The organism is Serratia sp. 121840015-1, assembly GCF_053627655.1.
Map to the genome: position 1 here is coordinate 111,980 of NZ_JBSEYF010000001.1, position 21,784 is coordinate 133,763.

At 62.2% G+C, this 21,784-nt stretch carries 22 protein-coding genes; 2 read left to right on the forward strand and 20 right to left on the reverse strand.

The features are described from left to right. Positions 1-7: 7 nt before the first annotated feature. The 17 genes from gutQ to ACUXAC_RS00625 form a co-directional block, all read right to left on the reverse strand. A complete protein-coding gene (gutQ, locus tag ACUXAC_RS00545) occupies positions 8-979 on the reverse strand; it encodes an arabinose-5-phosphate isomerase GutQ (RefSeq protein WP_049270680.1) in 972 nt (323 codons plus the stop codon). Then, on the reverse strand, positions 972-1,745 hold the full coding sequence (gene srlR, locus ACUXAC_RS00550; RefSeq protein WP_033635559.1) for a glucitol operon DNA-binding transcriptional repressor SrlR: 774 nt from the start codon (positions 1,743-1,745) through the stop codon (positions 972-974). The genes gutQ and srlR overlap by 8 nt, the downstream gene beginning before the upstream one ends. Before the next feature lie 83 nt (positions 1,746-1,828). Further along, on the reverse strand, positions 1,829-2,185 hold the full coding sequence (gene gutM, locus ACUXAC_RS00555; protein WP_087762420.1) for a transcriptional regulator GutM: 357 nt from the start codon (positions 2,183-2,185) through the stop codon (positions 1,829-1,831). Positions 2,186-2,231: 46 nt separating this feature from the next. After that, positions 2,232-3,011 (reverse strand): sorbitol-6-phosphate dehydrogenase, encoded by a 780-nt coding sequence (gene srlD / locus ACUXAC_RS00560; RefSeq protein WP_060424894.1) that lies wholly within the window; start codon positions 3,009-3,011, stop codon positions 2,232-2,234. Positions 3,012-3,021: 10 nt separating this feature from the next. After that, positions 3,022-3,384 carry a PTS glucitol/sorbitol transporter subunit IIA gene (gene srlB, locus ACUXAC_RS00565; RefSeq protein ID WP_004941520.1) on the reverse strand — a complete coding sequence of 121 codons (363 nt, stop codon included), beginning with the start codon at positions 3,382-3,384 and terminating at the stop codon, positions 3,022-3,024. A 22-nt stretch (positions 3,385-3,406) separates the two neighbouring features. Further along, positions 3,407-4,387, reverse strand: coding sequence for a PTS glucitol/sorbitol transporter subunit IIB (gene srlE, locus ACUXAC_RS00570; protein ID WP_159318410.1), 981 nt, complete (start codon positions 4,385-4,387; stop codon positions 3,407-3,409). Between the two features lie 15 nt (positions 4,388-4,402). Next, complete coding sequence (srlA, locus tag ACUXAC_RS00575) at positions 4,403-4,951, reverse strand: PTS glucitol/sorbitol transporter subunit IIC (RefSeq protein WP_004941528.1); 549 nt, start codon at positions 4,949-4,951, stop codon at positions 4,403-4,405. A 235-nt stretch (positions 4,952-5,186) separates the two neighbouring features. Then, entirely contained in the window at positions 5,187-6,236 is a 1,050-nt protein-coding gene (fbaB, locus tag ACUXAC_RS00580; RefSeq protein WP_033644067.1) for a class I fructose-bisphosphate aldolase, read from the reverse strand. Between the two features lie 206 nt (positions 6,237-6,442). Beyond that, on the reverse strand, positions 6,443-7,129 hold the full coding sequence (locus ACUXAC_RS00585; RefSeq protein WP_060441145.1) for a GntR family transcriptional regulator: 687 nt from the start codon (positions 7,127-7,129) through the stop codon (positions 6,443-6,445). Positions 7,130-7,227: 98 nt separating this feature from the next. Then, positions 7,228-8,559 (reverse strand): MFS transporter, encoded by a 1,332-nt coding sequence (locus ACUXAC_RS00590; protein WP_060441146.1) that lies wholly within the window; start codon positions 8,557-8,559, stop codon positions 7,228-7,230. Further along, a complete protein-coding gene (locus ACUXAC_RS00595; RefSeq protein WP_238969569.1) occupies positions 8,540-10,045 on the reverse strand; it encodes a mannitol dehydrogenase family protein in 1,506 nt (501 codons plus the stop codon). The genes ACUXAC_RS00590 and ACUXAC_RS00595 overlap by 20 nt, the downstream gene beginning before the upstream one ends. A gap of 52 nt (positions 10,046-10,097) precedes the next feature. Beyond that, positions 10,098-11,387, reverse strand: a complete 1,290-nt coding sequence (locus tag ACUXAC_RS00600; protein ID WP_060424884.1) for an MFS transporter — start codon at positions 11,385-11,387, stop codon at positions 10,098-10,100. Positions 11,388-11,478: 91 nt separating this feature from the next. Further along, positions 11,479-12,495, reverse strand: a complete 1,017-nt coding sequence (locus tag ACUXAC_RS00605) for a Zn-dependent oxidoreductase (RefSeq protein WP_238969629.1) — start codon at positions 12,493-12,495, stop codon at positions 11,479-11,481. 5 nt (positions 12,496-12,500) lie between these two features. Next, complete coding sequence (manD, locus tag ACUXAC_RS00610) at positions 12,501-13,715, reverse strand: D-mannonate dehydratase ManD (RefSeq protein ID WP_049213350.1); 1,215 nt, start codon at positions 13,713-13,715, stop codon at positions 12,501-12,503. Between the two features lie 169 nt (positions 13,716-13,884). Continuing rightward, positions 13,885-14,790 carry a lipid kinase YegS gene (gene yegS, locus ACUXAC_RS00615; RefSeq protein ID WP_060424880.1) on the reverse strand — a complete coding sequence of 302 codons (906 nt, stop codon included), beginning with the start codon at positions 14,788-14,790 and terminating at the stop codon, positions 13,885-13,887. A gap of 466 nt (positions 14,791-15,256) precedes the next feature. After that, entirely contained in the window at positions 15,257-16,609 is a 1,353-nt protein-coding gene (gene trhP, locus ACUXAC_RS00620) for a prephenate-dependent tRNA uridine(34) hydroxylase TrhP (protein WP_159318406.1), read from the reverse strand. A 301-nt stretch (positions 16,610-16,910) separates the two neighbouring features. Further along, entirely contained in the window at positions 16,911-17,249 is a 339-nt protein-coding gene (locus ACUXAC_RS00625; RefSeq protein ID WP_038873760.1) for a YegP family protein, read from the reverse strand. Between the two features lie 338 nt (positions 17,250-17,587). Here ACUXAC_RS00625 and ACUXAC_RS00630 point away from each other — a divergent pair, with 338 nt between their 5' ends. Both ACUXAC_RS00630 and ACUXAC_RS00635 read left to right on the forward strand, forming a co-directional pair. Next, complete coding sequence (locus ACUXAC_RS00630; protein ID WP_004941563.1) at positions 17,588-17,851, forward strand: antitoxin; 264 nt, start codon at positions 17,588-17,590, stop codon at positions 17,849-17,851. A 3-nt stretch (positions 17,852-17,854) separates the two neighbouring features. Beyond that, entirely contained in the window at positions 17,855-18,244 is a 390-nt protein-coding gene (locus ACUXAC_RS00635; RefSeq protein ID WP_047730091.1) for a type II toxin-antitoxin system VapC family toxin, read from the forward strand. A gap of 4 nt (positions 18,245-18,248) precedes the next feature. Here the strand turns inward: ACUXAC_RS00635 and baeR are convergent, their stop codons facing one another. Genes baeR through mdtD form a run of 3 tightly spaced genes read right to left on the reverse strand, consistent with a single transcriptional unit; the run spans position 18,249 to position 21,774 of the window. Then, positions 18,249-18,965 (reverse strand): envelope stress response regulator BaeR, encoded by a 717-nt coding sequence (gene baeR / locus ACUXAC_RS00640; RefSeq protein WP_060441150.1) that lies wholly within the window; start codon positions 18,963-18,965, stop codon positions 18,249-18,251. Continuing rightward, a complete protein-coding gene (gene baeS / locus ACUXAC_RS00645) occupies positions 18,965-20,347 on the reverse strand; it encodes an envelope stress sensor histidine kinase BaeS (RefSeq protein WP_049202687.1) in 1,383 nt (460 codons plus the stop codon). Before baeS ends, baeR begins: the two co-directional genes overlap by 1 nt. Then, on the reverse strand, positions 20,344-21,774 hold the full coding sequence (mdtD, locus tag ACUXAC_RS00650; RefSeq protein ID WP_084827277.1) for a multidrug transporter subunit MdtD: 1,431 nt from the start codon (positions 21,772-21,774) through the stop codon (positions 20,344-20,346). The genes baeS and mdtD overlap by 4 nt, the downstream gene beginning before the upstream one ends. Positions 21,775-21,784 lie beyond the last annotated feature (10 nt).

The following is a 21,784-nucleotide window of genomic DNA, read 5'->3' on the forward strand; positions in this document are numbered from 1 at the left end:
GCGTTGATCAGCCGATGCCGGCCTGATGCAGATCGTGCAGGTTGAGCGCCCCCACCAGCACGCCGTCCATATCGACCACCGGGGCCGCGCTGATGTGCTGTTCGTGCAGCGCTTCCAGCGCCTCGCCGGCGCGCCACTGCTCCGGCAGCCGATAGCCGGGGCGGGTGATCGCCGGGCTGAGCGGATCCTGCAGGCTGTTGCCCTTCACCAGCCAGCGGCGCAGGTCGCCGTCGGTAAACACGCCCACCACCCGCTGCTGCGCGTCGCAGACCGCCACTAACCCGAGCCCGGTGCGGCTCAGCTCCAGCATCGCTTCCATCACGTTGGCGCTTTCGCTCACGCGCGGCAGGCGATCGCCGGTGCGCATCAGGTGATGCACGCGGTTCAACAGGCGAGCCCCCAGGCTGCCGCCAGGGTGCGAGCGGGCGAAATCTTCCGCGTTGAAACCGCGCTGGCGCATCAGCGCCATCGCCAGAGCATCGCCCATCATCAGCGTGTTGACCGCGCTGGAGGTCGGCGCCAGCCCCATCGGGCAGGCTTCGCGCTCGACGCCGATATCCAGCACGCAGGCCGCGGCCTGCGCCAGCGGCGACTCTTTGCCGCCGGTGATGGCGATCACCGGAATGCCGTTCTCCGCCAGCAGCGGCAGGATCAGATCCAGCTCTTTGGCGCGGCCGGAGTAGGAGATAAACACCACCACGTCGTCGGCGCCGATCATGCCGAGATCGCCGTGCAGCGCTTCCGCCGGATGCACGAAGAACGACGGCGTGCCGGTGCTGGCCAGCGAGGCGGCGATTTTCTTGCCGATGTGGCCGGATTTGCCGATGCCGGAAATCACCGCTTTGCCACGGCAGTTCAGCAGCAGTTCGCAGGCGCAGACGAAGTTGTCGTCCAGGCGCGCCAGCAGGCGTTGCGCTTCGGTCAGCTCGATCTCCAGCGTTTCGCGGGCGAAGGCGAGCAGGGCGTTGGCGTTACTCATCGGGGTCTCCTACCAGAAGGATATTGATGCCTTTCGCCTGCAGGGCGGCGAGGTAATCGGGGTTGATGTCTCGGTCGGTGATCAGCGTGTCGACGGCGCTGAGTTCGCACACCACGTTCGGGCTCTTGCGGCCGAATTTCGAGGAGTCTACCAACAGAATAATGCGGCCGGCGGCTTCGCACATCGCTTTGCTGACGTTGTGCACTTCGTTGAAGGTGGTGACGCCGGCGTTGAGATCGACGCCGTCCGCGCCGATAAACAGTTTGTCGAAGCTGAACTGCTGAAACGCCGATTCGGCCAGGCTGCCGTGGAACGAGGCCGATTTTTTGCGGTAGGTGCCGCCGGGCATCAGGATGGTCTGATCGTTGTCCAGCTCCACCAGCGCGTTGACGATGGTCAGGCTGTTGGTCATCACCGTGATGTTATTGAACTGCGCCAGGTGCGGCACCATCTGCAGCACCGTGCTGCCGGCATCGAAGATCAGCGAGTCGCCGTCGGCGATCAGCGCCACGGCGGCGCTGGCAATGTGGCGTTTTTTCTCGGTATTGATATGGGTTTTGCGGTCGATCGGCTGATCGCCGTCGTCGCGGCTGAGCACCACGCCGCCGTAGGTGCGGATCACCTCGCCTTCTTCTTCCAGCAGGGTGAGATCCTTGCGGATGGTGGTGCCGGTGGTGGAGAAATGCTCGGCCAGGGCGTCCACTGCCGTCTTGCCATGTCGCTGCAGATATTCAAGGATAGCGGCCTGCCGCTGCTTTGGTTTCATCGCGATTCCCGTTCACAAGAGTTGGGCATTTCCCCTCGCTGAATAATTCACTATGAAAGGTAATGTCTTTTAATGTGAAAATATCACGATTTGGGTTTAATCGCTAACGATAGTGCAGACTGGCATGCGCGATCCTCGGGGAAGATCACATCCGGGCGCAAATCCCGCTGATGCAAACCGTGCAATCGAGGCAGCGGGCGGGGCCGGGCGAAAACGGTCAGGCCGCCCAGCAACAGGCTGCCGCATACCCGCCGATCGGCGTCGAAGGCCAGCGCCAGCACCACTCGCGGGCGGAAGCGGCCGCCGGAACGGCCGACGCCGACGGCGCCCAGCCGGCACAGGCCGTCGAAGGCGCGGTTGAAGCGCTGCAGTTGCCACCAGCCGAAGGCGATTTGCAGCAGCCAGGCCAGCAGCGCGAAGACGATCAGAGCTTGAGTCATGGGGTTCTCCTTAGGCCCCCTTCCGCGGAAGGGGGCGTCGATGGCGTCAGAACATCACCTGGCCGCCGGTGATATTGATCGATTGGCCGGTGCAGTAAGAGGCCTTGTCGCTGGCGTAGAACAGCAGGGTGTTCAGCACGTCCTGGTAGTCGCAGCCGCGCTTCAGCGGCACTTTGTCGATGTAGTACTGCTCCACCTGGTCCGGCGCGATGCCCAGTTTTTGCGCGTACTGCGGCAGCAGCGACTGGAACATCGGCGACTTCAGCAGGTTGCCGAGCATCAGCGAATGCACGGTAATGCCGTATTCCGCCAGATCGAGCGCCAGCGACTGCGTCAGCCCCACGCCGCCGAACTTGGCGGCGCTGTAGCCGGAGTTGTGCTTGCTGCCGACCTTGCCGGACTTGGAGTTGATCTGAATGATGCGCCCGGCGATGCCGTCGCGGATCATCAGGCGCGAGAACTCGCGGGCGCAGAGGAAATAACCCACCAGGTTCACCTGCAGCGAGCGATCGAAGTCGCCCAGCGGGAAATCGGTGATCGGCGCCGCCTTGGCGATGCCGGCGCTGTACACCAGCAGGTTGGCCTGGCCGAACGCCCGGTCAACCGCCGCCGCCAGCGCGATTACGCTCTGCTCGTCGGTGGCGTCGGCCTGAAAACCGCAGGCGCTGCCTGCGCCAAACGCTTCGTTGATCTGCTGTGCCACCAGATTGGCGTTGTCGGCGTTCAGATCGGCCACCGCCACCCGATAACCGGCCTGCGCCAGCCCGTGGGACAAAAAGGCGCCTAACGTTTGGCCGCCGCCAATCACTACAGCTACTTCAGACATGGTCTACTCCTTATGCGATAAATGACAGCGTGCTGCCCAACGGGATATCGGTCGGCGTCGGGCCGGATACGTGGATCGAGCCGGGGAATTCGGCTTCGGCTTCGCCGTCGAAGCGCACGGTGATGTGGCCCAGTTCGCGCAGGTTCTGCGTGGCAACGCTGCCAACGGCGGTGATGGCGTAGCGCTGCTGCGCCAGCTCCATCACGCCGCCGACCTGCAGCTCACCGGCGGTCGCACCGTGGCGGTGGATGAAGCAGAACTCTTCGATATCCGCCGGCGCGCCTTCACGGAAGGTGATCAGCATGTTGTCCAGCAACGCGTCGCGGGCGCAGCCACCGATCTGCGTGATGGTGGTGTGAAAAATGGTGTGCATAAACGTCTCCCTGGAAATCAGCTTATTGATAAATGAAGGCCGAGGCGGCCCAGGCGATCAACACCGTCGGCGCGCCGGTCAGGAAGCGGCCGACCAGCACCGAGGGCACGCCGACCCGCACGGTGTCCTGCTTGGCTTCCGCCAGCGACAGGCCGACCGGAATGAAGTCGCAGGCGGCCTGCGCGTTGATGGCGAACAGCGCGGGCAGCGCCAGCTGCGGCGGAATATGGCCGAGGCCGATCTGCACCCCGACCAGCACGCCGATCACCTGGGCGATAACCGCGCCGGGGCCGAGGAACGGCGACAGCAGCGGGAATGAGCAGATCAGCGCCAGCGTCACCAGGCCGATCGGGCTGTTGGCGAGCGGCGTCAGGCCGTGAGCGATAAAGTCCCCGAGGCCGGAGGCCATGATGATGCCGATCAAGGCCGAGACGAACGCCATAAACGGCAGGATGGTCTTCAGCACGGTGTCGATGGTGTCGCGCCCGGCCTGGAAGAACACCGCCACCACCGATCCCATGCCCATGCCGACCTTCGCCAGCAGCCCGTCGCTTTGCTCGGTGATCTTCTTGCTGGTGTCGTAGTCGCGCGCCTTGGGCGACGCTGCAACGGCGGTGGCAGGCTGGCTATCTGCCGCTTCGATTCGGCTGATGTTGTGGTCGCGCACGCCGGAGACATAGATGTCTTCGAGGATAAACTGCGCCAGCGGGCCGGACTGGCCGGTGGCGTGGATGTTGACCGTCGGAATACGGCGTTTCGGGTACAGGCCGCAGCGCAGGGTGCCGCCGCAGTCGATCACCGCCACGCCGATCTCTTCCGCCGGCGGCTCGCCCTCTTTGAAACCGTCGACGGCCGGCCAGCCGGTCAATTCGCTGAGGCGATCGACGATCGAAGGCCGGGTGCCGGCGGTGATGTACACCACTTTCTTGCCGGGCTCTATCGGCAGCTCCAGGGGGCCACCCCAGCCGCTGGCGCCTTTTTCAATACGGATATAAGCACTCATGCTGCACTCCATGAATTAAAGTTGCACCTGGCGATCCAGACGGATGCCCATCTTGCGTTCGAACAGGCTGGTGGTCAGATCGGTGACCCAGCCGCGGAAGAAGTTGGTGAACAGCCCCACCAGGAAATAGCTCACCGCCAGCGGGCCGAGCGGCAGGCCGAGGGTGGTCAGGCCGCTGGCGATGCCGAGGTAAACGAACAGCTCGCCGGGGTTGATGTGCGGGAACAGGCCGTTCATCGAGTGGCAGCTGTAGGAGGCCGCCGCGTAGTAGCTCGGCTTGTATTTCTCCGGCATGAAGCGCCCCAGGCTGAGGGTCATCGGATTGCAGAAGACAAAGGTGCCGATCAGCGGCAGCAGCAGATAACGCGAGACGGGGTTGCCCGCGCAGCGCTGCGCCAATCGTTCGATACGTTCCTGGCCAACAAATTTGATCAGCGCGTTCATGATAACCAACAGGCTGATCAACAAAGGTAAAATGCCGGTCACCATGCCGACAAACACTTCACCGCCTTTCTGAAACAGGCCGATAAACCACTCGGCGCCGTGGGTGATTAGCTCAATCATTATGTTCTCCTGTAATGGACTGATATGGCCTGGAGCGAACGGCGGCTCTGTCGCCATGGGCCTTACAGTAGTCACTTTGTTGGGCTATTTGTTTTAAATAGATCACAGTTTGAAAGATAAATATTTTATTTCGAAAGTTTAAAGTGAAAGAAAGAGAAGATCTGTGGCATGAGGGGGAGAAAGCGGGCACAAAAAAGCCCGGCTAGCCGGGCTTGAGGACAGGTGGTCCGTCACATCAGGCGATGGTGACCTTCTTGTCCAGGTAGGCGTCTTGCACAGCGTTGATCAGCGCCACGCCGTCTTTCATCGATTTCTTGAACGCCTTGCGCCCCAGGATCAGGCCCATGCCGCCGGCGCGTTTGTTGATCACCGCGGTGCGCACCGACTCCTGCAGGTCGTTCTCACCGGCGGCGCCGCCGGAGTTGATCAGCCCGGCGCGGCCCATGTAGCAGTTGGCCAGCTGGTAGCGCACCAGATCGATCGGATGATCGGTGGTCAGCTTGGTGTAGACGCGATCGTCGGTATAGCCGAATTTCACCGCGCGGTAGCCGCCGTTGTTTTCCGCCATTTTCTGTTTGACGATGTCGGCGCCGATGGTGGCGGCGATGTGGTTGGCCTGGCCGGTCAGATCGGCGCTGGAGTGGTAGTCCACGCCATCCTTGTTGAACGCCGGGTTGCGCAGATAGGCCCACAACACGGTGACCATGCCCAGCTCATGCGCGCGCTCGAAGGCGATCGAGATCTCTTCGATCTGGCGGCGCGACTGCTCGGAGCCGAAGTAAATGGTGGCACCGACCGCCACCGCGCCCATGTTGAACGCCTGCTCGACGCTGGCGTACAGGGTCTGGTCGTACTGGGTCGGGTAGCTCAGCGTTTCGTTGTGGTTGAGTTTGACCAGGAACGGGATCTTGTGCGCGTAGCGGCGCGATACCGACGCCAGCACGCCGTAAGTGGAGGCGACGCAGTTACAGCCGGCTTCAATCGCCAGCTCGACGATGTTCTTCGGATCGAAATACAGCGGGTTGGCGGCGAACGAGGCGGCGGCGGAGTGCTCGATGCCCTGATCGACCGGCAGGATCGACAGGTAGCCGGTGCCGGCCAGGCGGCCGTGGTTGAACAGGGTTTGCATCGAACGCAGCACGCTGTTGGGACGGTTGTTATCGATCATTACGCGGTCGACGAAGTCGGCGCCCGGCAGGTAGAGATTCTCGGCGGGGATAGTGGTACAGCGGTGTTGCAGCAGATCTTCCGCTTCCTTTCCTAGCAACTGCACAATATCAGTCATGATTCACTCCCGATTAAGCTTCTTCATACACCGGCAATGCAAGGGTTTTTGACCACCGGCGAAGTAAAAAAGCGGTGATTGAAGCTGTAAAGCGATACTACCGAACTTGATCCGGCAAGGACAAACAATAGATGCGATTGAGAGGAAATGCCATTTGCGAGGCCAAATACGCGGGGACGATCGCCCCCGGCGCGCTAAGCGATTGATTATTCGATCTCGAACCACTCGGTGTTCTGCAGGGCGATCGGGGTGATGGAGTAGATCATCTCCTGCAGGTGATCGTGGATGGCGCGCTCCGCCGCCTCGGCATCGCGCGCTTTCAGCGCCTCGTAGATGCGGTAGTGCTGCTTGATCAGGCTCTCCGGCGGCGAGACTTCGCTCAGGCTGAGGAAACGCACCCGATCCATGGTGGCCTTGATGGTTTCGATGGTCTCCCACGCCAGCGGGCAGTCGGCGAACTGGGTCAGCAGCTGGTGGAATTCATCGTCCAGCGCCAGAAACTCGCGCGTCTGCCCATTCTGCGCCGCCAGCGCCTGACGGTGCAGGTTATGCTCCAGCGTCATCAGCTGCGCCGCGGTGGCGCGCTCCGCCGCACGGCGCACGATGGCGCATTCCACCGCCTGACGAATAAAGCGCCCGTCGGCCACGCGCTTGGCGGAGATTTTCATCACGAAAGTGCCGCGCTGCGGCAGGATCTGCACCAGGCCGGCCTCCGCCAGCTTGATGAAGGCTTCGCGCACTGGCTGGCGCGAAACGCAAAAGCGCGTGGAAATCTCTTTCTCGGACAACAGGGTGCCGGGGGGGATGGTGCAGTCGACGATATCCTTGCGCAGGAAGCGATAGATCTGCTGGTTGACCGGGACGTTGTTGGTGAGACTGTACGTTTCAGACATGGCGACAATCAGGCATCAGGCTGGAATTCGAATGCCACCATACTAGCAGATTATTGGTTGAGGGCGGGGGGATAAATCCACCCGCCGGGTAGGGTAACTCAGTGATGCCAATCCTGATATTCCTGCTTGCGCCGCCCCGGCGCGGTTTCCGGCATCAGGCTCAGGCCGATGGCCGACACCACGCCCAGCACCATCATGTACCCCGCCAACCCGTAGTAGTGGCCGCCGGTCACCTGCAGGATCTTCACCGCTAGCAGCCCCAGAATGCCGCTGCCGATCAGCGATCCTATCTGCCAGATCAGCGCGATGCCGCTGCAGCGCACGCGGGTGGGGAACAGCTCCGGGAAGTAGGAGGCCTGTGGCGCGTAGCACATGCTGTGGCCGAAGGTCAGCACCACGATCATGGCGATCTGCGTCACCCAGAAACTATCGAGGTTGATCGCCATAAAGAACGGCACGATGCACACCACCTGCAGCAGCGCGCCGGCGATGTACACCGGTTTTCGCCCCAGCCGATCGGAGAGGCGGCCCATCAGCGGAATGGCGAAAATCTCCAGCAGCACCGCCACGATCATCGCCTCCAGCAGAATGGTCTCGTTGAGGTGGTTGGCCTTGCCGTAGGCCAGCACGATCACCGTGAACATGGCGAAGGCGCAGGCTTCAATCAGCTTGGCGCACACCCCTTTGCCGATAAGGCCGGGGTAACGGCGGGCCACTTCCACCACCGGCCGGCTCTCCACCGCCTTGGTGGCGCGGATCTGGGTAAACACCGGCGACTCGTCGATCTTCAGGCGAATAAACAGCCCGACGATCACCAGCAGCAGGCTGAGCAGGAACGGAATGCGCCAGCCCCAGTCCAGCATCTGCGCCGGCGACAGCACGGCGGTCAGCAGCGCGAACAGCCCCGATGGCAGCAGGAAACCGGCGGGCGCGCCGATCTGTACCCAGCTGGCGTAGAAGCCGCGCCGCGGCGGCGGCGCGTATTCGGCGGTCATCAGCACCGCGCCGGCCTGTTCGCCGCCGACGCCGAAGCCCTGCAGCACGCGGATAAAGATCAGCGCGAGCGGCGCCCAGATGCCGATCTGTTCATAGGTGGGCAGCAGGCCGATGCAGAAGGTGCCGAGGCCGACGATCAGGATGGTGATCACCAGCGCCTTCTTGCGGCCGACCTTGTCGCCGATGTGGCCGAACACGATGCCGCCCAGCGGGCGCGCCAGAAAACCGACCGCGTAGGTGGCGAAGGCCGCCAGCGTGCTGATCAGCGGATCGGCGCTGGGGAAAAACAGCTGGCCGAAGAACAGCACCGCGGCGGTGCCGTAAGCGAAGAAATCATAATATTCGGCGGCGGTGCCGATGGCCGAAGCGCTGGCGACGCGCCGCAGCAGCGGTTGATTGCCGGTATTGACGGCGTTATGCGTGGTGACGGTCATCGGAAACCTCCCGGTCGGTAAGCGGCAGAGCGGCGACGGCGGCTTTGGCCCCCAGGCTCAGCAGTTGATGATAAGCGTGGCTGACGGCGCGGACGAAGTCAGGCGAATCGGACAGATCCTGGCCGAAGACGCTGTCGAGCTGCAGCAGCGCCAGGACGCGGGGCCGGCCTTCCTCGCTGCCGGCGACCAACGCGGCGATAGGGTCGCGCAGCGGATCGCTGATGTCGATCGGCGCGCCTTGCTCATCGCGGCCGCCGACGTAGCGCATCCAGCCGGCGACGCCCAGCGCCAGGCAGTCGAAGCGGCTGCCGCGCGCCAGATGCCAGCGGATCGCGTCCAGCAGCCGCTGCGGCAGCTTTTGCGTGCCGTCCATGGCGATCTGCGCGGTGCGGTGCTTCAGCGCGCGGTTGCGGAAACGCCGCAGCAGCGAGTCGGCATACTGCGCCAAATCGACGTTCGGCACCTGCAGAGTTGGTGCCTGTTCCGCCAGCATCAGGTGACGGGCGGCGCGGACAAAATCCGCGTCCTGCATGCAGTCGCCGACGTGCTGATAACCGGCCAGATAGCCGAGATAGGCGAGGAACGAATGGCTGCCGTTCAGCATGCGCAGCTTCATCTCCTCAAACGGCAGCACGTCGCTCACCAGTTCGGCGCCGACCTTTTCCCAGGCCGGTCGCCCCTGGGGAAAGCGGTCCTCAATGACCCACTGGCTGAACGGCTCGCAGGCCACGCCGACCTCATCCTCGACGCCGCCCAGCCAGGCAAACAGCTGGCCGCGGGCTTCCTGCGTCATCGCCGGCACGATGCGATCCACCATGGTGGAAGGGAAGGCGACCTCTTGACGCACCCAGTCGGCCAGCGCCGGATCCTGCCGCTGCGCCAGGTCGAGCAGCACCTGGCGCGTGACCCGGCCGTTGGCCGGCATATTGTCGCAGGACATCACGGCGAACGGCGGCAGCCCGCGTTCACGGCGCAGGCGCAGCGCCGCCAGCAGTAGCCCCGGCGCTGACTGCGGCTGTGCCGGGTGGGCGATATCATGCGCGATCGCCGGGTGTTCCGCCATCAGCCGGCCGCTGGCAGGGTGGTGGCAATAGCCCTTTTCGCTGATGGTCAGCGAGACGATGGCGATCTCAGGCTGCGTCAGGGCCGCCAGCACCGCCGCCAGCCCGTCGGTTTGCAGGTGCAGCGCCTGGCGCACCACGCCGATGACCCGGCCCCGCCAGCCGTCGTCGTCCATCTCCGCCACCGAGAACAGCAGATCCTGTTGCCGTAGGTCGGCGATCTTTTGCCGGCCGTGCTGCATGCTGATTTCGCAGTAGCCCCAGTCGCTGCCGTGCTCGCTGGCCAGCCTGTCGGCGTACATCGCCTGGTGCGCGCGGTGAAACGCGCCGAAGCCGATATGCACCATGCGCGGTTTCACGCGCTCACGTGCGTAGCCGGGCCGAATAATGGCGGCCGGCAGCGCGCTGTGGTCGGAAAGTCTCATGTTCAATGTCCCTGGAGAGGTAAGCAAAGGGGCGAAGCCGCCCCGCCTGGCGTTATGGTTTTAAGATTTGCACGCCCGCCGTTGCGCGCGGCGCCTTGATCACCAGCAGCACCAGCAGCGCGCCCAGCGCGGCGACGCCGCCCGCCAGCATAAAGGCGCTGTCGAATTTGCCGGTGTTCTGCACGATGTAGCCGGTGACGATCGGCCCGATGATGCCGGAGACGCTGCCGATCAAATGAATGAACCCGCTGGCGCCGCCGACCCGGGATTTATGCACCACGTCCTGGATGATCGCCCAGTAGAGGGCGCCGGTGATGTAAAGGAAGAAGATCGACACCGACATCAGCATCACCGCCGGCACCACGCTGCTGACGGTGCCTGCCAACGCCACACACACCGCCGCCGCCAGCAGGCTGGTGACCAACACGATCTTGCGCGACAGCAGCAATTTGCCGGTGATGTTGAAGATTTTGTCGGAAATATAGCCGCCGAGCGCCAGCCCGACGAAGCCGACGATCCACGGGATCATCGTGGTCAGGCTCATCTCCTTGATGTTCAGGTTGTGCGCCTGCACCAGATACGAGGGGAACCAGCTCAGGAAGAAGAACAGAATGTAGTTGTAGCAGAAGAAGGCGAAGGCGGTGACCAGAATGATCGGCTGCTTCAGGTAGTAACCCAGCCCGTGCGCTGCGTCACTCAGCGCGCTTTCCTCGCCGAGGTTTTCCTGTTTCAACCGCGCGATCAGCGCCCGTTCTTCGGCGCTGACGCGCTGGCTTTTCGCCGGGTTATCCGCCACCACGAAGAACCACACCAGCATCCAGACGATGCCGATGGCGCAGATGATCATAAACGCCGGCCGCCAGCCGAACGCCAGCGCCAGATAGCCGACGATCGGCCCGGCCACCGCGCCGCCCAACGGCGAACCGGCGCTGAGCAAGCCCATGGCGGTCGCCGCCTGCTTCTTCGGGAACCAGCCGTTGATCATCTTGTTGGCCGAGGCGCAGATCGGCCCTTCGGCCATGCCGAACAGGACGCGCAGGATCAGCATCGAGTAAAAACCGGTGGCGATTGCCGTCATGCCGCAGAAGAGGGACCACAGGCCGACCGCCACGCCCAGCACCAGCGTCGGGCCGAAACGGTCGACCGCCAGCCCGCCGACGAAGTTGAAGATGGCATAGCCGAAGAAGAAGCTGCCGAAGATCAGGCCGAACTGTTCGGCGTTCAGCATCAGATCCTGTTCGATCATCGGCACGGTGATCGACAGCGCCACGCGATCGAGGTAGTTGATCATGTAGACCATGAACAGCAGGAACACGATGGTCCAACGCAGATTTTTAAACATAAAGCACTCCACTGGGTGTCGTTTTAATCGTGATGCTTCGTTGTTTGCACGGGCGGCGGGGGCCGCCCAATGCCCCGATGCGGCCTTGGCGTTACTCGAACTGCAGCAGCACCTTGCAGCAGGTGCGCTGATCCCGCTCGAACATCAGCATCGCCCGTTCGACGTCGTCGGCGGGTACGCAGTGGGTGAGCAGCCGCTGCGGGTCTAGCTTGCCGTCCGCCATCCAGGCGATCACCTGCGGGAAGCGCGCGCTGTTCAGGCGCGAGGAGAAGATCGACAGCTCTTTGCTGGTGATGCTCTGCTGGGTCAGGGTGCAGGCGTCGCCGGAAAAGCCCATGATGCCGATGCGCGCCGCCGGCGAGGCCAGCGCGATCGCCTCCGGTAAAATAGAAGGGTGGCAGGCGGCATCGACGATCAGCGTCGGCTGAATGCCGCGCTGCAGCAGCGCCTGCGGCAGTGCGGCCTCGGCGTTGTTGAACGTCTCGTCGGCGCCGTTGGCGCGCGCCATGTCCAGCCGCTCGGCGATGCGATCGACGACCCACACTTGCTTGACGCCGTACACGCCTTTCAGCGTCTGGATCACCGTGAGCCCCATCGGCCCGGCGCCGTAGATCAGCGCGATATCGTCGGGGCGCGGTTGCAGATGGGCGGTGATGTTGGCGGCGATGCTGAAGGGTTCGATCATCGCGGCGTGGCGATCGCTGATGGCGGGCGGAACCGGATAGGCGTTGCGCGCCGGTACGCAGGCGTAGTCGCTGAAGCCGCCGTCGCGGTGCACGCCGATCACCTGCAGCGAGGTGCAGACGTTGGGCCGGCCGACCGAACAGGGATAGCAGTGGCCGCAGCTCACCACCGGATCTACCGAGACGCGTTCGCCGAGGCGCGCCGGATCGACGCCTTCGCCCAGCGCATCGATCAGGCCGAAGAACTCGTGGCCGATCACCCGCGGATAGCGGGCGAACGGGTTATGGCCGTGATAGATATGGACGTCGGAGCCGCAGATGCCGGCGAATTTCACCTTGACCCGCACCTCGCCGGCCGCCGGCTGCGGCAGCGCGCGCGTCTGCAGCGCCAGGCGCCCGGGCTGTTCGATCACGACGCTGCGCATGGTGTTTACCAGTTCCATAAGGTGCCATCCTCCAGACGTGCGACCGGCAGGTAGGCCGGTTCATACGGGTAACGGGCCGCCAGCTTCTCATCGAACTCGATGCCGATGCCCGGCTTGTCGCCCGGATGCATATAGCCGTCGTCGAACGTCCAGCTGTGCGGGAACACCTCGAGCATCTGCTCGGAATAGCCCATGTATTCCTGCACGCCGAAATTCGGCACCCACAGATCGAAATGCAGCGCCGCCGCCATGCAGATCGGCGACAGATCGGAAGGGCCGTGGGAGCCGGTGCGCACCTGATACAGTGAGGCGAAGTCGGCGATGCGCCGCATGCCGGTAATGCCGCCCGCGTGCGTCAGGGTGGTACGGATGTAGTCGATCAGCTGCTCTTCAATCAGCTGTTTGCAGTCCCAGATGCTGTTGAACACCTCGCCGACGGCGATCGGCGTGACGGTATGCTGGCGAATCAGGCGGAAACAGGCCTGGTTTTCCGCCGGTGTCGGATCTTCCATCCAGAACAGGCGATACGGTTCGGCGCTTTTGCCGAAGCGCGCCGCTTCGATCGGCGTCAGGCGGTGGTGCATGTCGTGCAGCAGGTGCTCGTTGAAGCCGAACCTGTTGCGCACCGCATCGAACAGTTTGGGGGTGAAATCGAGGTATTTTTCCGTCGACCACAGCTGCTCTTCCGGCCAGTCACCCTTGGTGGCCGGCTCATAGGCCTGGCCTTTCCCCTTGGCCATGCCGTAGGTGGTTTTCATGCCCGGCACGCCGCATTGGACGCGGATCGCCTTGAAGCCTTGCTCTTTATGCTTGGCGTAGTCGTCGAGCACCTCGTCGATCGAGTGGCCGGTGGTGTGGCAATACACCATCACCCCCGAACGCGACGCGCCGCCCAACAGCTGGTACAGCGGCATGTTGGCGGCCTTGGCCTTGATGTCCCACAGCGCCATGTCGACGGCGGAAATGGCCGACATGGTCACCGGGCCGCGCCGCCAGTAAGCGCCTTTGTAGAAGAATTGCCAGAGGTCTTCGATCCGCTGCGCGTCGCGGCCGATCAGCTGCGGGCAGAGGTGATCTTTCAGGTAAGAGGCCACCGACAGTTCACGCCCGTTCAGCGTGGCGTCACCGAGGCCGACGATGCCGTCATCGGTGGTGATCTTCAGCGTGACAAAGTTGCGCCCCGGGCAGGTGACGAACACCTCGGCGTTGACGATTTTCATAACCTTCACATCCTGTAGCTGCGGAGAGATAGCGCGAAAATACGCCATGAACTAACTACCATACAAGTATGAATTAATGAATTTGCCGGAGAGGATCACATTTGATCGTGAGCAGAAGCGGGTAAGCGGAGGGGGAAGAAGCGGGGCGCAGCGGCTGCGCCCGACAAGGTCAGCCCAGCAGGGCGCAGTTAGGCGGCAGGCGGCATTCGATGGCCTGCGGCAACACTTCGATGCGGAAATGACGGCCTTTGAGCGGCTCGCCGTCGAGGTTGAAAGTCATCTCATGCGGTGCGTCGATCTCGAGCCACGGCAGCGCTGCGCTGAGGATGCTGTTGCTCTCTTCGTCGTTGAACAGGGCGGCGACCAGCGCCGGCAGCAGTTCATCGGCGATCAGCAGGCGCAGCTGCAGCAGGCCGTCGTTGATCAGCGCGCTGGGGCACAGCTCCTGGCCGCCGCCGGCCTGTTTGCCGTTGCCGATGCCGATCACCAGCGCCTCGCCGGCCCAGCGGAAGTCCGGCCCGCGAATTTCACAGCGGTCGGCCTGCAGCGTATCCATGCGCAGCAAGCCGTGCACGAAGTAGGACACGCCGCCCAATGCCGCCTTCAGCTTCTCCGGCGTTTCGGTGGTGATGCGGGTGCCGAAGCCGCCGGTGGCCATGTTGATGAAGTAGCGCTCGCCGTTGACCTTGGCCAGATCGATCGGCACCGAGCGGCCCTTGATCGCCAGCTGCAGCGCCTGTTCCGGCGACGGGGGAATATTGCAGGCCATGGCGAAATCGTTGGCGGTGCCGAGCGGCAGGATGCCCAGCACCGGCCGGTTGTGCGCCGGCAGTTGCACCAGCGCGGCCGCCACTTCGTTGATGGTGCCGTCACCGCCGCCGGCGACGACGGTGCCGACGCCGAGCTGTGCGGCTTCCGCGACGTAGCGCGCGGCGTCGCCGTGCTCCCAGGTCACGCGCACGTGCAGCGTGATGCGTTCTGCGCGCAGGCGTTTGACCGCCTGACGCAGCTCTTCGTTACCGGCGCCTTTGCCGTTGAGAATAAGCAGGGCGGGCGCATGTGAGTGTTGAGGCATTGCCGATCTCCTCCGGCGGAAAACCAAGAATGCCTCAAGATAAACCAGCTGCCGCCACCAGGCCATCAGAATATTCAGCTAATTCTGGTTATTCCCCGGCGTTCAGTGAATATGAAGCAAGGCGAATTTATCTGAATTTTACGCGGAAATAAGCCAGGTTTTAAAGACGAGAGGATTAATCGCTGTAGCGTTATTTATATATCGAAGCGGCGTGATTATTATTATTAAAACGGATAACGAGAATAAGTTATGGAAATAGGCGCAGCAAAAAAAATAGGCGAGCCCATAAAGAAAAAGCCAGCCCAAGGGAGATTGGGCCGGCTAAGGAGGTGGTTCCTAGTATTGCTATGCAAATATTTTCGTTGTTCGTTTTAAGCAGCGTGATAGTAACCAAGCTGCGCGCACATTGATGTGATCCAATTCTAATATTTGCTAAAAATCGCCGCCGAATGACGGCGATTCATTTTTATGCCCCGGCGCTATTTTCTTCCGCCAAATTGCGGATCAGCAACGCATAATTGAGATCGATATCCTGCGGGATCGGCAAATAAACGATATGGCCGTTGCCCGGCGCCACCTCAATCGGCTCGCCTTTCTTATTTTGCATGCTTTCGAGGGTGAAGACCACGTTGCCGCCCGGCGTCATCATCTCGACGCTGTTGCCGAGCGCGAACTTATTCTTCACGTCGACCTCTGCCCAGCCATCGCGGCGCACGCCGGTGAATTCGCCGACAAACTGCTGGCGCTCGGAGAGCGAGGAGCCGTAGTCGTAATTCTGCTGCGCTTCGTGCACGTGGCGGCGCAGGAAGCCTTCGGTGTAGCCGCGGTGCGCCAGGCCTTCCAGCGTGGTAAGCAGGGTCGGATCGAAGGGTTTGCCGGCGGCCGCGTCGTCGATGGCGCGGCGGTAGACCTGGGCGGTGCGGGCGCAGTAGTAGAAGGACTTGGTGCGGCCTTCGATTTTCAGCGAGTGCACGCCGAGCTGCGTCAGACGCTCCACGTGCTGGATGGCGCGCAGATCCTTGGAATTCATGATATAGGTGCCGTGCTCGTCTTCGAAGGCGCTCATATATTCGCCTGGTTTTTGCGCTTCAGACAGCATGAACACCTTGTCGGTCGGCGCGCCGATGCCCAGCGTCGGCTCGACGGTTTGCACCGGGATCGGCTCGTGCAGGTGCACGATATTGCCGGTGTCGTCCTCTTTGCCTTCTTCAGCCTTATACTGCCAGCGGCAGGCGTTGGTGCAGGTGCCCTGGTTGGGATCGCGCTTGTTGATATAGCCCGACAGCAGGCAGCGGCCGGAGTAGGCCATGCACAGCGCGCCGTGGACGAAGATCTCCAGCTCCATGTCCGGCACTTCGGCGCGGATCTCGGCGATCTCTTCCAGCGACAGCTCGCGCGAGAGGATCACGCGGGTCAGACCCATTTGCTTCCAGAACTTCACCGTCGCCCAGTTAACGGCGTTGGCCTGCACCGACAGGTGGATGTCCATCTGCGGGAAGGCTTCGCGCACCATCATGATAAGGCCGGGATCGGACATGATCAGCGCATCCGGGCCCATATCGATAACCGGCTTCAGATCGCGCAGGAAGGTTTTCAACTTGGCGTTGTGCGGGGCGATGTTCACCACCACGTAGAATTTTTTGCCCAGCGCATGGGCTTCGTTGATGCCCTGCGCCAGATTCTCGTGGTTGAATTCGTTGTTGCGCACCCGCAGGCTGTAGCGCGGCTGGCCGGCGTAAACCGCATCGGCGCCATAGGCGAAGGCGTAACGCATGTTTTTCAGCGTTCCGGCCGGGGAGAGAAGTTCCGGTGTAAACATAGTGTGTCTCGGTCTGATTTCAGGTCAGTATACCTCTGTCTTTCGAACTGCAGCGTTGTTGGCTGCATTCGCTCACTCCAGTCACTTGGTTGACCAAGCTCCTGGAGACTCACGAACTTGCCGCCTAGCTGCCGTATGAAAGCCAGTGGGTATATCGCGCCCCAGATGGCGCAGTAAAAGCGGGGGATTGTAGCCGCAGCGCGGCAAGAAATCAGCAGTTAACCGGATTTATTCAAGGGAGATTGATCCCGGTCAAACGGAAAACGCGCGATGGCGGCCACCGCGCGGGCGACACGGGGGATCAGGCACTCAAATCGCGGATATCGGTGGTCGGGCCGTTTTTCATCACCGACTGGATACCGTTTTTGGCTGCGCTTTCGGAGCTGTACATTTCGCTGACGCCGATCACCTGATGGTTCTTGGCCTTCAGCACAAAATAGGGCTGATTGCTGGTGCTGTGCTTCAGTTCAAACTGCGCTTCGTGCGGCGCATTGGTCTGCACCGAGGCGATGCCGTTCTCCGCCGACGCTTTGCTGGCGTACATCTCGCTGGCCAGAATGATCTCGCCGTTACTGGCTTTCAGGTTGAAGTGGTACTGTCCGTTCTTTGCTTTTTTCAGCTCGTAATGACCGATTGCCATGGTTCTTCTCCTGTAGGTTCCGATTCGTGATGTAAGTGTAGCCAATCGCTTGAAAATCGGCGGCTAAACCTCACAGCAGCTTAGTCTAAAAAATGCGCAGTTTTCTTGCGCCGGCGCGGAGTTTTCATCCGAGAATCCCGGCGCCGCACGGGAAGCTAAGGGAAGGCGTGGTGATTGCGCAGTGCGCCGCATAATGACAATTACGTGGTTTCATCGAGCAGCATTGCGCGTTACCGTTTGCCCGCTACGTAAAGGTGAGTGAAAAGTGAGCGATACATCTTGGCATCGACACGCTACAGGCATATGCTTTGGCCTATGCCTGCTGTGGAGGTGTCGAGATGGAAAGAATCGCAAAGCTGTTTAAAAACGGCAGAAATCAGGCGGTGAGGTTACCGGTAGAATTTGAATTTGATACGGATCGTGTCTATATCCGTCGCGATCGGGAGGGCAACGTGATTTTATCCAAATATCCGGCAAAGCCGGACAGCTGGGCTCCGCTGCTGAGCATTATCGCCCAAACGCCGGTGCCGCAAGAGTTTCTTGGCGCGGAAGATCGTCAGCAAGGGGTTGCAGACCGCGATCCATTCTCAGAGGAAGAGTAGGCGATGTACATGTTTGATACCAACACCGTCAGCCACCTGTTTCGGCAGCATCCGCAGGTGCTTAACGTCATGGAAAAGCTCCCGCCTTCTGCCGTATGTATTTCCAGCGTCACGGAAGCGGAACTGCTTTACGGTGTGGCTAAACGGCGGAACAAGGCGTTGCAAAGCATGGTCGAGGCCTTTCTTGCCGCGGTGACGGTCTATGCATGGGATAGCGAGGCCGCCCGCTGCTACGGTGAAATGCGCGCGAACATGGAGAGAAAGGGCAAAATCATGGGCGCGCTGGATCAACTGATCGCCGCTCACGCGCAGAGCCGTGGCGCGACGCTGGTGACCAACGATCGCGCATTTGCCATGGTGCCCGGGTTGGCGGTTGAAGACTGGACGCGCTGATCCCCTAAACCCCATTCACCAGCCGGCAGGGCTCGGCTTCCCAGCGGTAGCCCACGCCGTATACCGAGCGAATAAAGGATTTTTCCCCGTCGATCAGTTCCAGCTTGCGGCGCAGGTTTTTGATGTGGCTGTCGATGGTGCGATCGGTGACCACCCGATAGTCGTCATACAGGTTGTTCAGCAGCTGCTCGCGTGAAAACACGTTGCCCGGCTGGCTGGCCAGCGTTTTCAGCAGGCGGAATTCCGCCGGCGTCAGATCCAGCAACTGCCCCTGATAGCTGGCCTGGAAACGCGGCTCATCGATGTGCAGCAGGTCATCTTCTCGCGCGCTCTCCTGCGGCCGATAGCTGCGGCGCAGAATGGTTTTCACCCGCGCCACCACTTCGCGCGGGCTGTAGGGTTTGCAGATGTAATCGTCGGCGCCGATCTCCAGCCCCAGCAGGCGATCGATCTCTTCGATTTTCGCCGTCACCATCACGATAGGCACGTCGCTGAAGCGGCGCAGCTCGCGGCACACCGTCAGGCCGTCGGCACCCGGCAACATCAGGTCGAGCAAAATCAGCGCCGGCGGATGCTGGTGCACGGTCGGCACCACCTCGTTGCCGTTGGTCAGCCAGCGGGTGGCGTAACCCGCCGCCTGCAGATAGTCCACCAGCAGCTGGCCCAGCTTGGGCTCATCTTCAACAATCATGATCTGCACGGGGTGATTCTGAATGTCCATCAGGGCGCCTTATTTTTTATCGGGGTAGCAAATTCTACTGTAATGCGCACGCCGCCTAAAGGCGAATGCTCGGCGCGGATTTTCCCGTCGTGGGCTTCCACGATGTTGTGGCAGATCGCCAGCCCCAGCCCGGAACCGCCGCTGGCGCGGTTGCGTGAACCTTCCGCCCGGTAGAAACGTTCGAAAATGCGCGTCAGCTGCTGATCGCTGATGCCCGGCGCGCTGTCCTGCCAGTAGAGGAACAGCCGCCCTGGCTGCAGCTCGGCGCTGATTTCCAGCCGGCCGCCGGCGTCGGTGTAGCGCAGGCTGTTTTCCAGCAGGTTATTGAACAGCTGGTTCAAACGGTCGGGATCGCCGAACAGCGGCGCCTGGGCCGGCAGATGCGTAACGATCTCCAGCCCTTTGGCGCGGAAGCGTTCGCGAAAGGCGGCGACGGCGATCTGCAGCAGGTGCACGCAGTCCACCGACGATTTACGATAGGCCAGCGCACCGAGATCGGAAAGCGACAGCTGGTGCAGATCGTCGACCAATTTAGTCAGGGTAGACACCTCGGCCTGCAGCGAACTGAGCGACGCCGGCGTAGGCTGGCGCACGCCGTCCTGCAGCGCCTCCAGCTCGCCCCGCAGCACTGCCAGCGGCGTGCGCAGCTCGTGCGAGACGTCGGCCATAAAAGCGCGGCGCATCTGTTCGTTTTTCTCCAGCGAGGTGGCCAACTGGTTGAAGTCGTGCGCTAGCCGGCCCAGTTCATCCTGGCTGCTGACCGCCACGCGGGTGGTGAAATCGCCCGCCGCCAGGCGATGGGTGCCCGCCACCAGGCGCTTGACCGGGGCCAGCATGCCGCGCGACAGCAGCCAGGTCACCGCCGCCGCCAGCAGGGTGGAGAGCGCGACGATAATCCAGCTGGTGCGCCGCTGCTGGCGATCGAAGTTGATGTCGGTGTTGCGCGTCAGGCGCTCGACCGGGGTGGTGATCACCCAGCCGACGATCTCGTTGTTGTAGCGGATCGGGTGGCGCGGGCCCTCTTTCGGGACCGGCCCGGAGTGGCCTACCAGGCGGTTGAACTGGCTGTCCACCACCCAAAACTGGGTGCGCCAGCCCTTGGGCGGCAGGTTGTGGCTGCTGTCGCTGTTCTGTTCGAACGAGCGCATGATCTGGTAGATCACTTGATCGTTGTTGCGCAGGAACACCCAGTTGCCGTGGTGGCTGTACTGTTCCTCCAGCGCTTCGCTCAGCATATTGATGCGCTGCTCGTTGCTGTGCTTGATGTAGTCGATAAAGCCGCGTTCAAAGCTGACGCGCACCCCCCAATGCATGGTGATCAGCACCAGCATGCAGGTGGCGAAAATGGCCAGGAACAGTTTCCCGGTAATGCCTATCTTCATTGCAACCTCGTTGAACCGGTACCCGGCTCTTTGGTCAGCGTGCGGTTGGGCGCGCTATCGGCCGGCACGCGCGCGAAGGCCAGTGCGGGCAGAGCGATAATCAACGCCATACAGCAGTAGCTGTAAATAAATGCGCTGTGGATGGCCGGGCTGTCGGCTACCACCTGGTGATGGGCGAAGCTGCCGATCAAGATGCCGGCAACGCTGACGCCAAGGCTCATCGACAGCTGCATGACCATCGACAACAGGCTATTGCCGCTGCTGGCCAGCCGATCCGGCAGGTCTTTCAGCGTCAGGGTGTTCATCGCCGAGAAGCGCAGCGAGTTGACCATCCCCTGGAAGAACAGCACCACCGGCAGCAGCCACAGCCAGCCGAGCATCGCCGCCAACAGGAAGCTCAGGCTGACCAGCGCCAGCAGCAGCGTGGCGGCCACCAGCACGTTGCGGTAGCCAAAGCGGTTGACCACCTGTACCACGATGCGTTTCATGCCCATGCTGCCGATGATCATCGGGATCATCATCAGCCCGGCGTGGAACGGCGTGAAACCCATGCCCACCTGCAGGAACAGCGGCGTCATGAACGGTAGCATGCCGCTGCCGATGCGCCCCAGCAGGCTGGCCAGCAGCCCGATCTTGTAAGTCGGGGTGCGCAGCAGCCGCAGCGAGAACAGGGCGCGGCTATTGCCGTAGGCATGCCAAACATACCCCAACAGCGTCGCAACGCCCAGCGCCACCAGGCCGGCGATGGCGCTGCCGGAGAGCCCCATGCCCTTGTGGCCGTCGAGCGCCAGCGTCAGCGACGCCATGCCGATCGCCAGCAGGATAAAGCCGCTGAGGTCGAAGCGTCGGGTCTGCATTTGGTAGTTGGGCAGCAGCAGCAGCGTGGCGATGGCGCCTACGATGCCCACCGGAATATTGATCAGGAAAATCCAGTGCCAGCTGGCGTATTGCACCAGAAAGCCGCCCAGCGCCGGCCCCATCAGCGGGCCGATCTGGCCCGGCAGCGTCACGAAGGTCATCGCCGCCATGTACTGCTCGCGCGGCACGATCTTCATCACCGTCAGGCGACCGACCGGCACCATCATCGCGCCGCCGATGCCCTGAATCACGCGCGAGGCGATCAGTTCGTTCAGGGTTTCCGAGCGGGCGCAGAGGAGGGAGCCGAGGGTGAACAGCAGGATGGCGCTGAAAAACACCCGCTGTACGCCGACCTTGTCCGCCAGCCAACCGCTGGCCGGCAGCGTCACCGCCACCGTCAGCACATAGGAGACGATCACCGACTGCATGCGCAGCGGGTTCTCCCCCAGGCTGGCGGCCATTGAGGGCAGAGCGGTGTTGACGATAGTGGTATCCAGCGTCTGCATAAAGAAGCCGAATGCCACTATCCAGAGTTGCCAGCGTACCGTGGCGGCGTGTTTCATCAGCATCGGTCGGCCA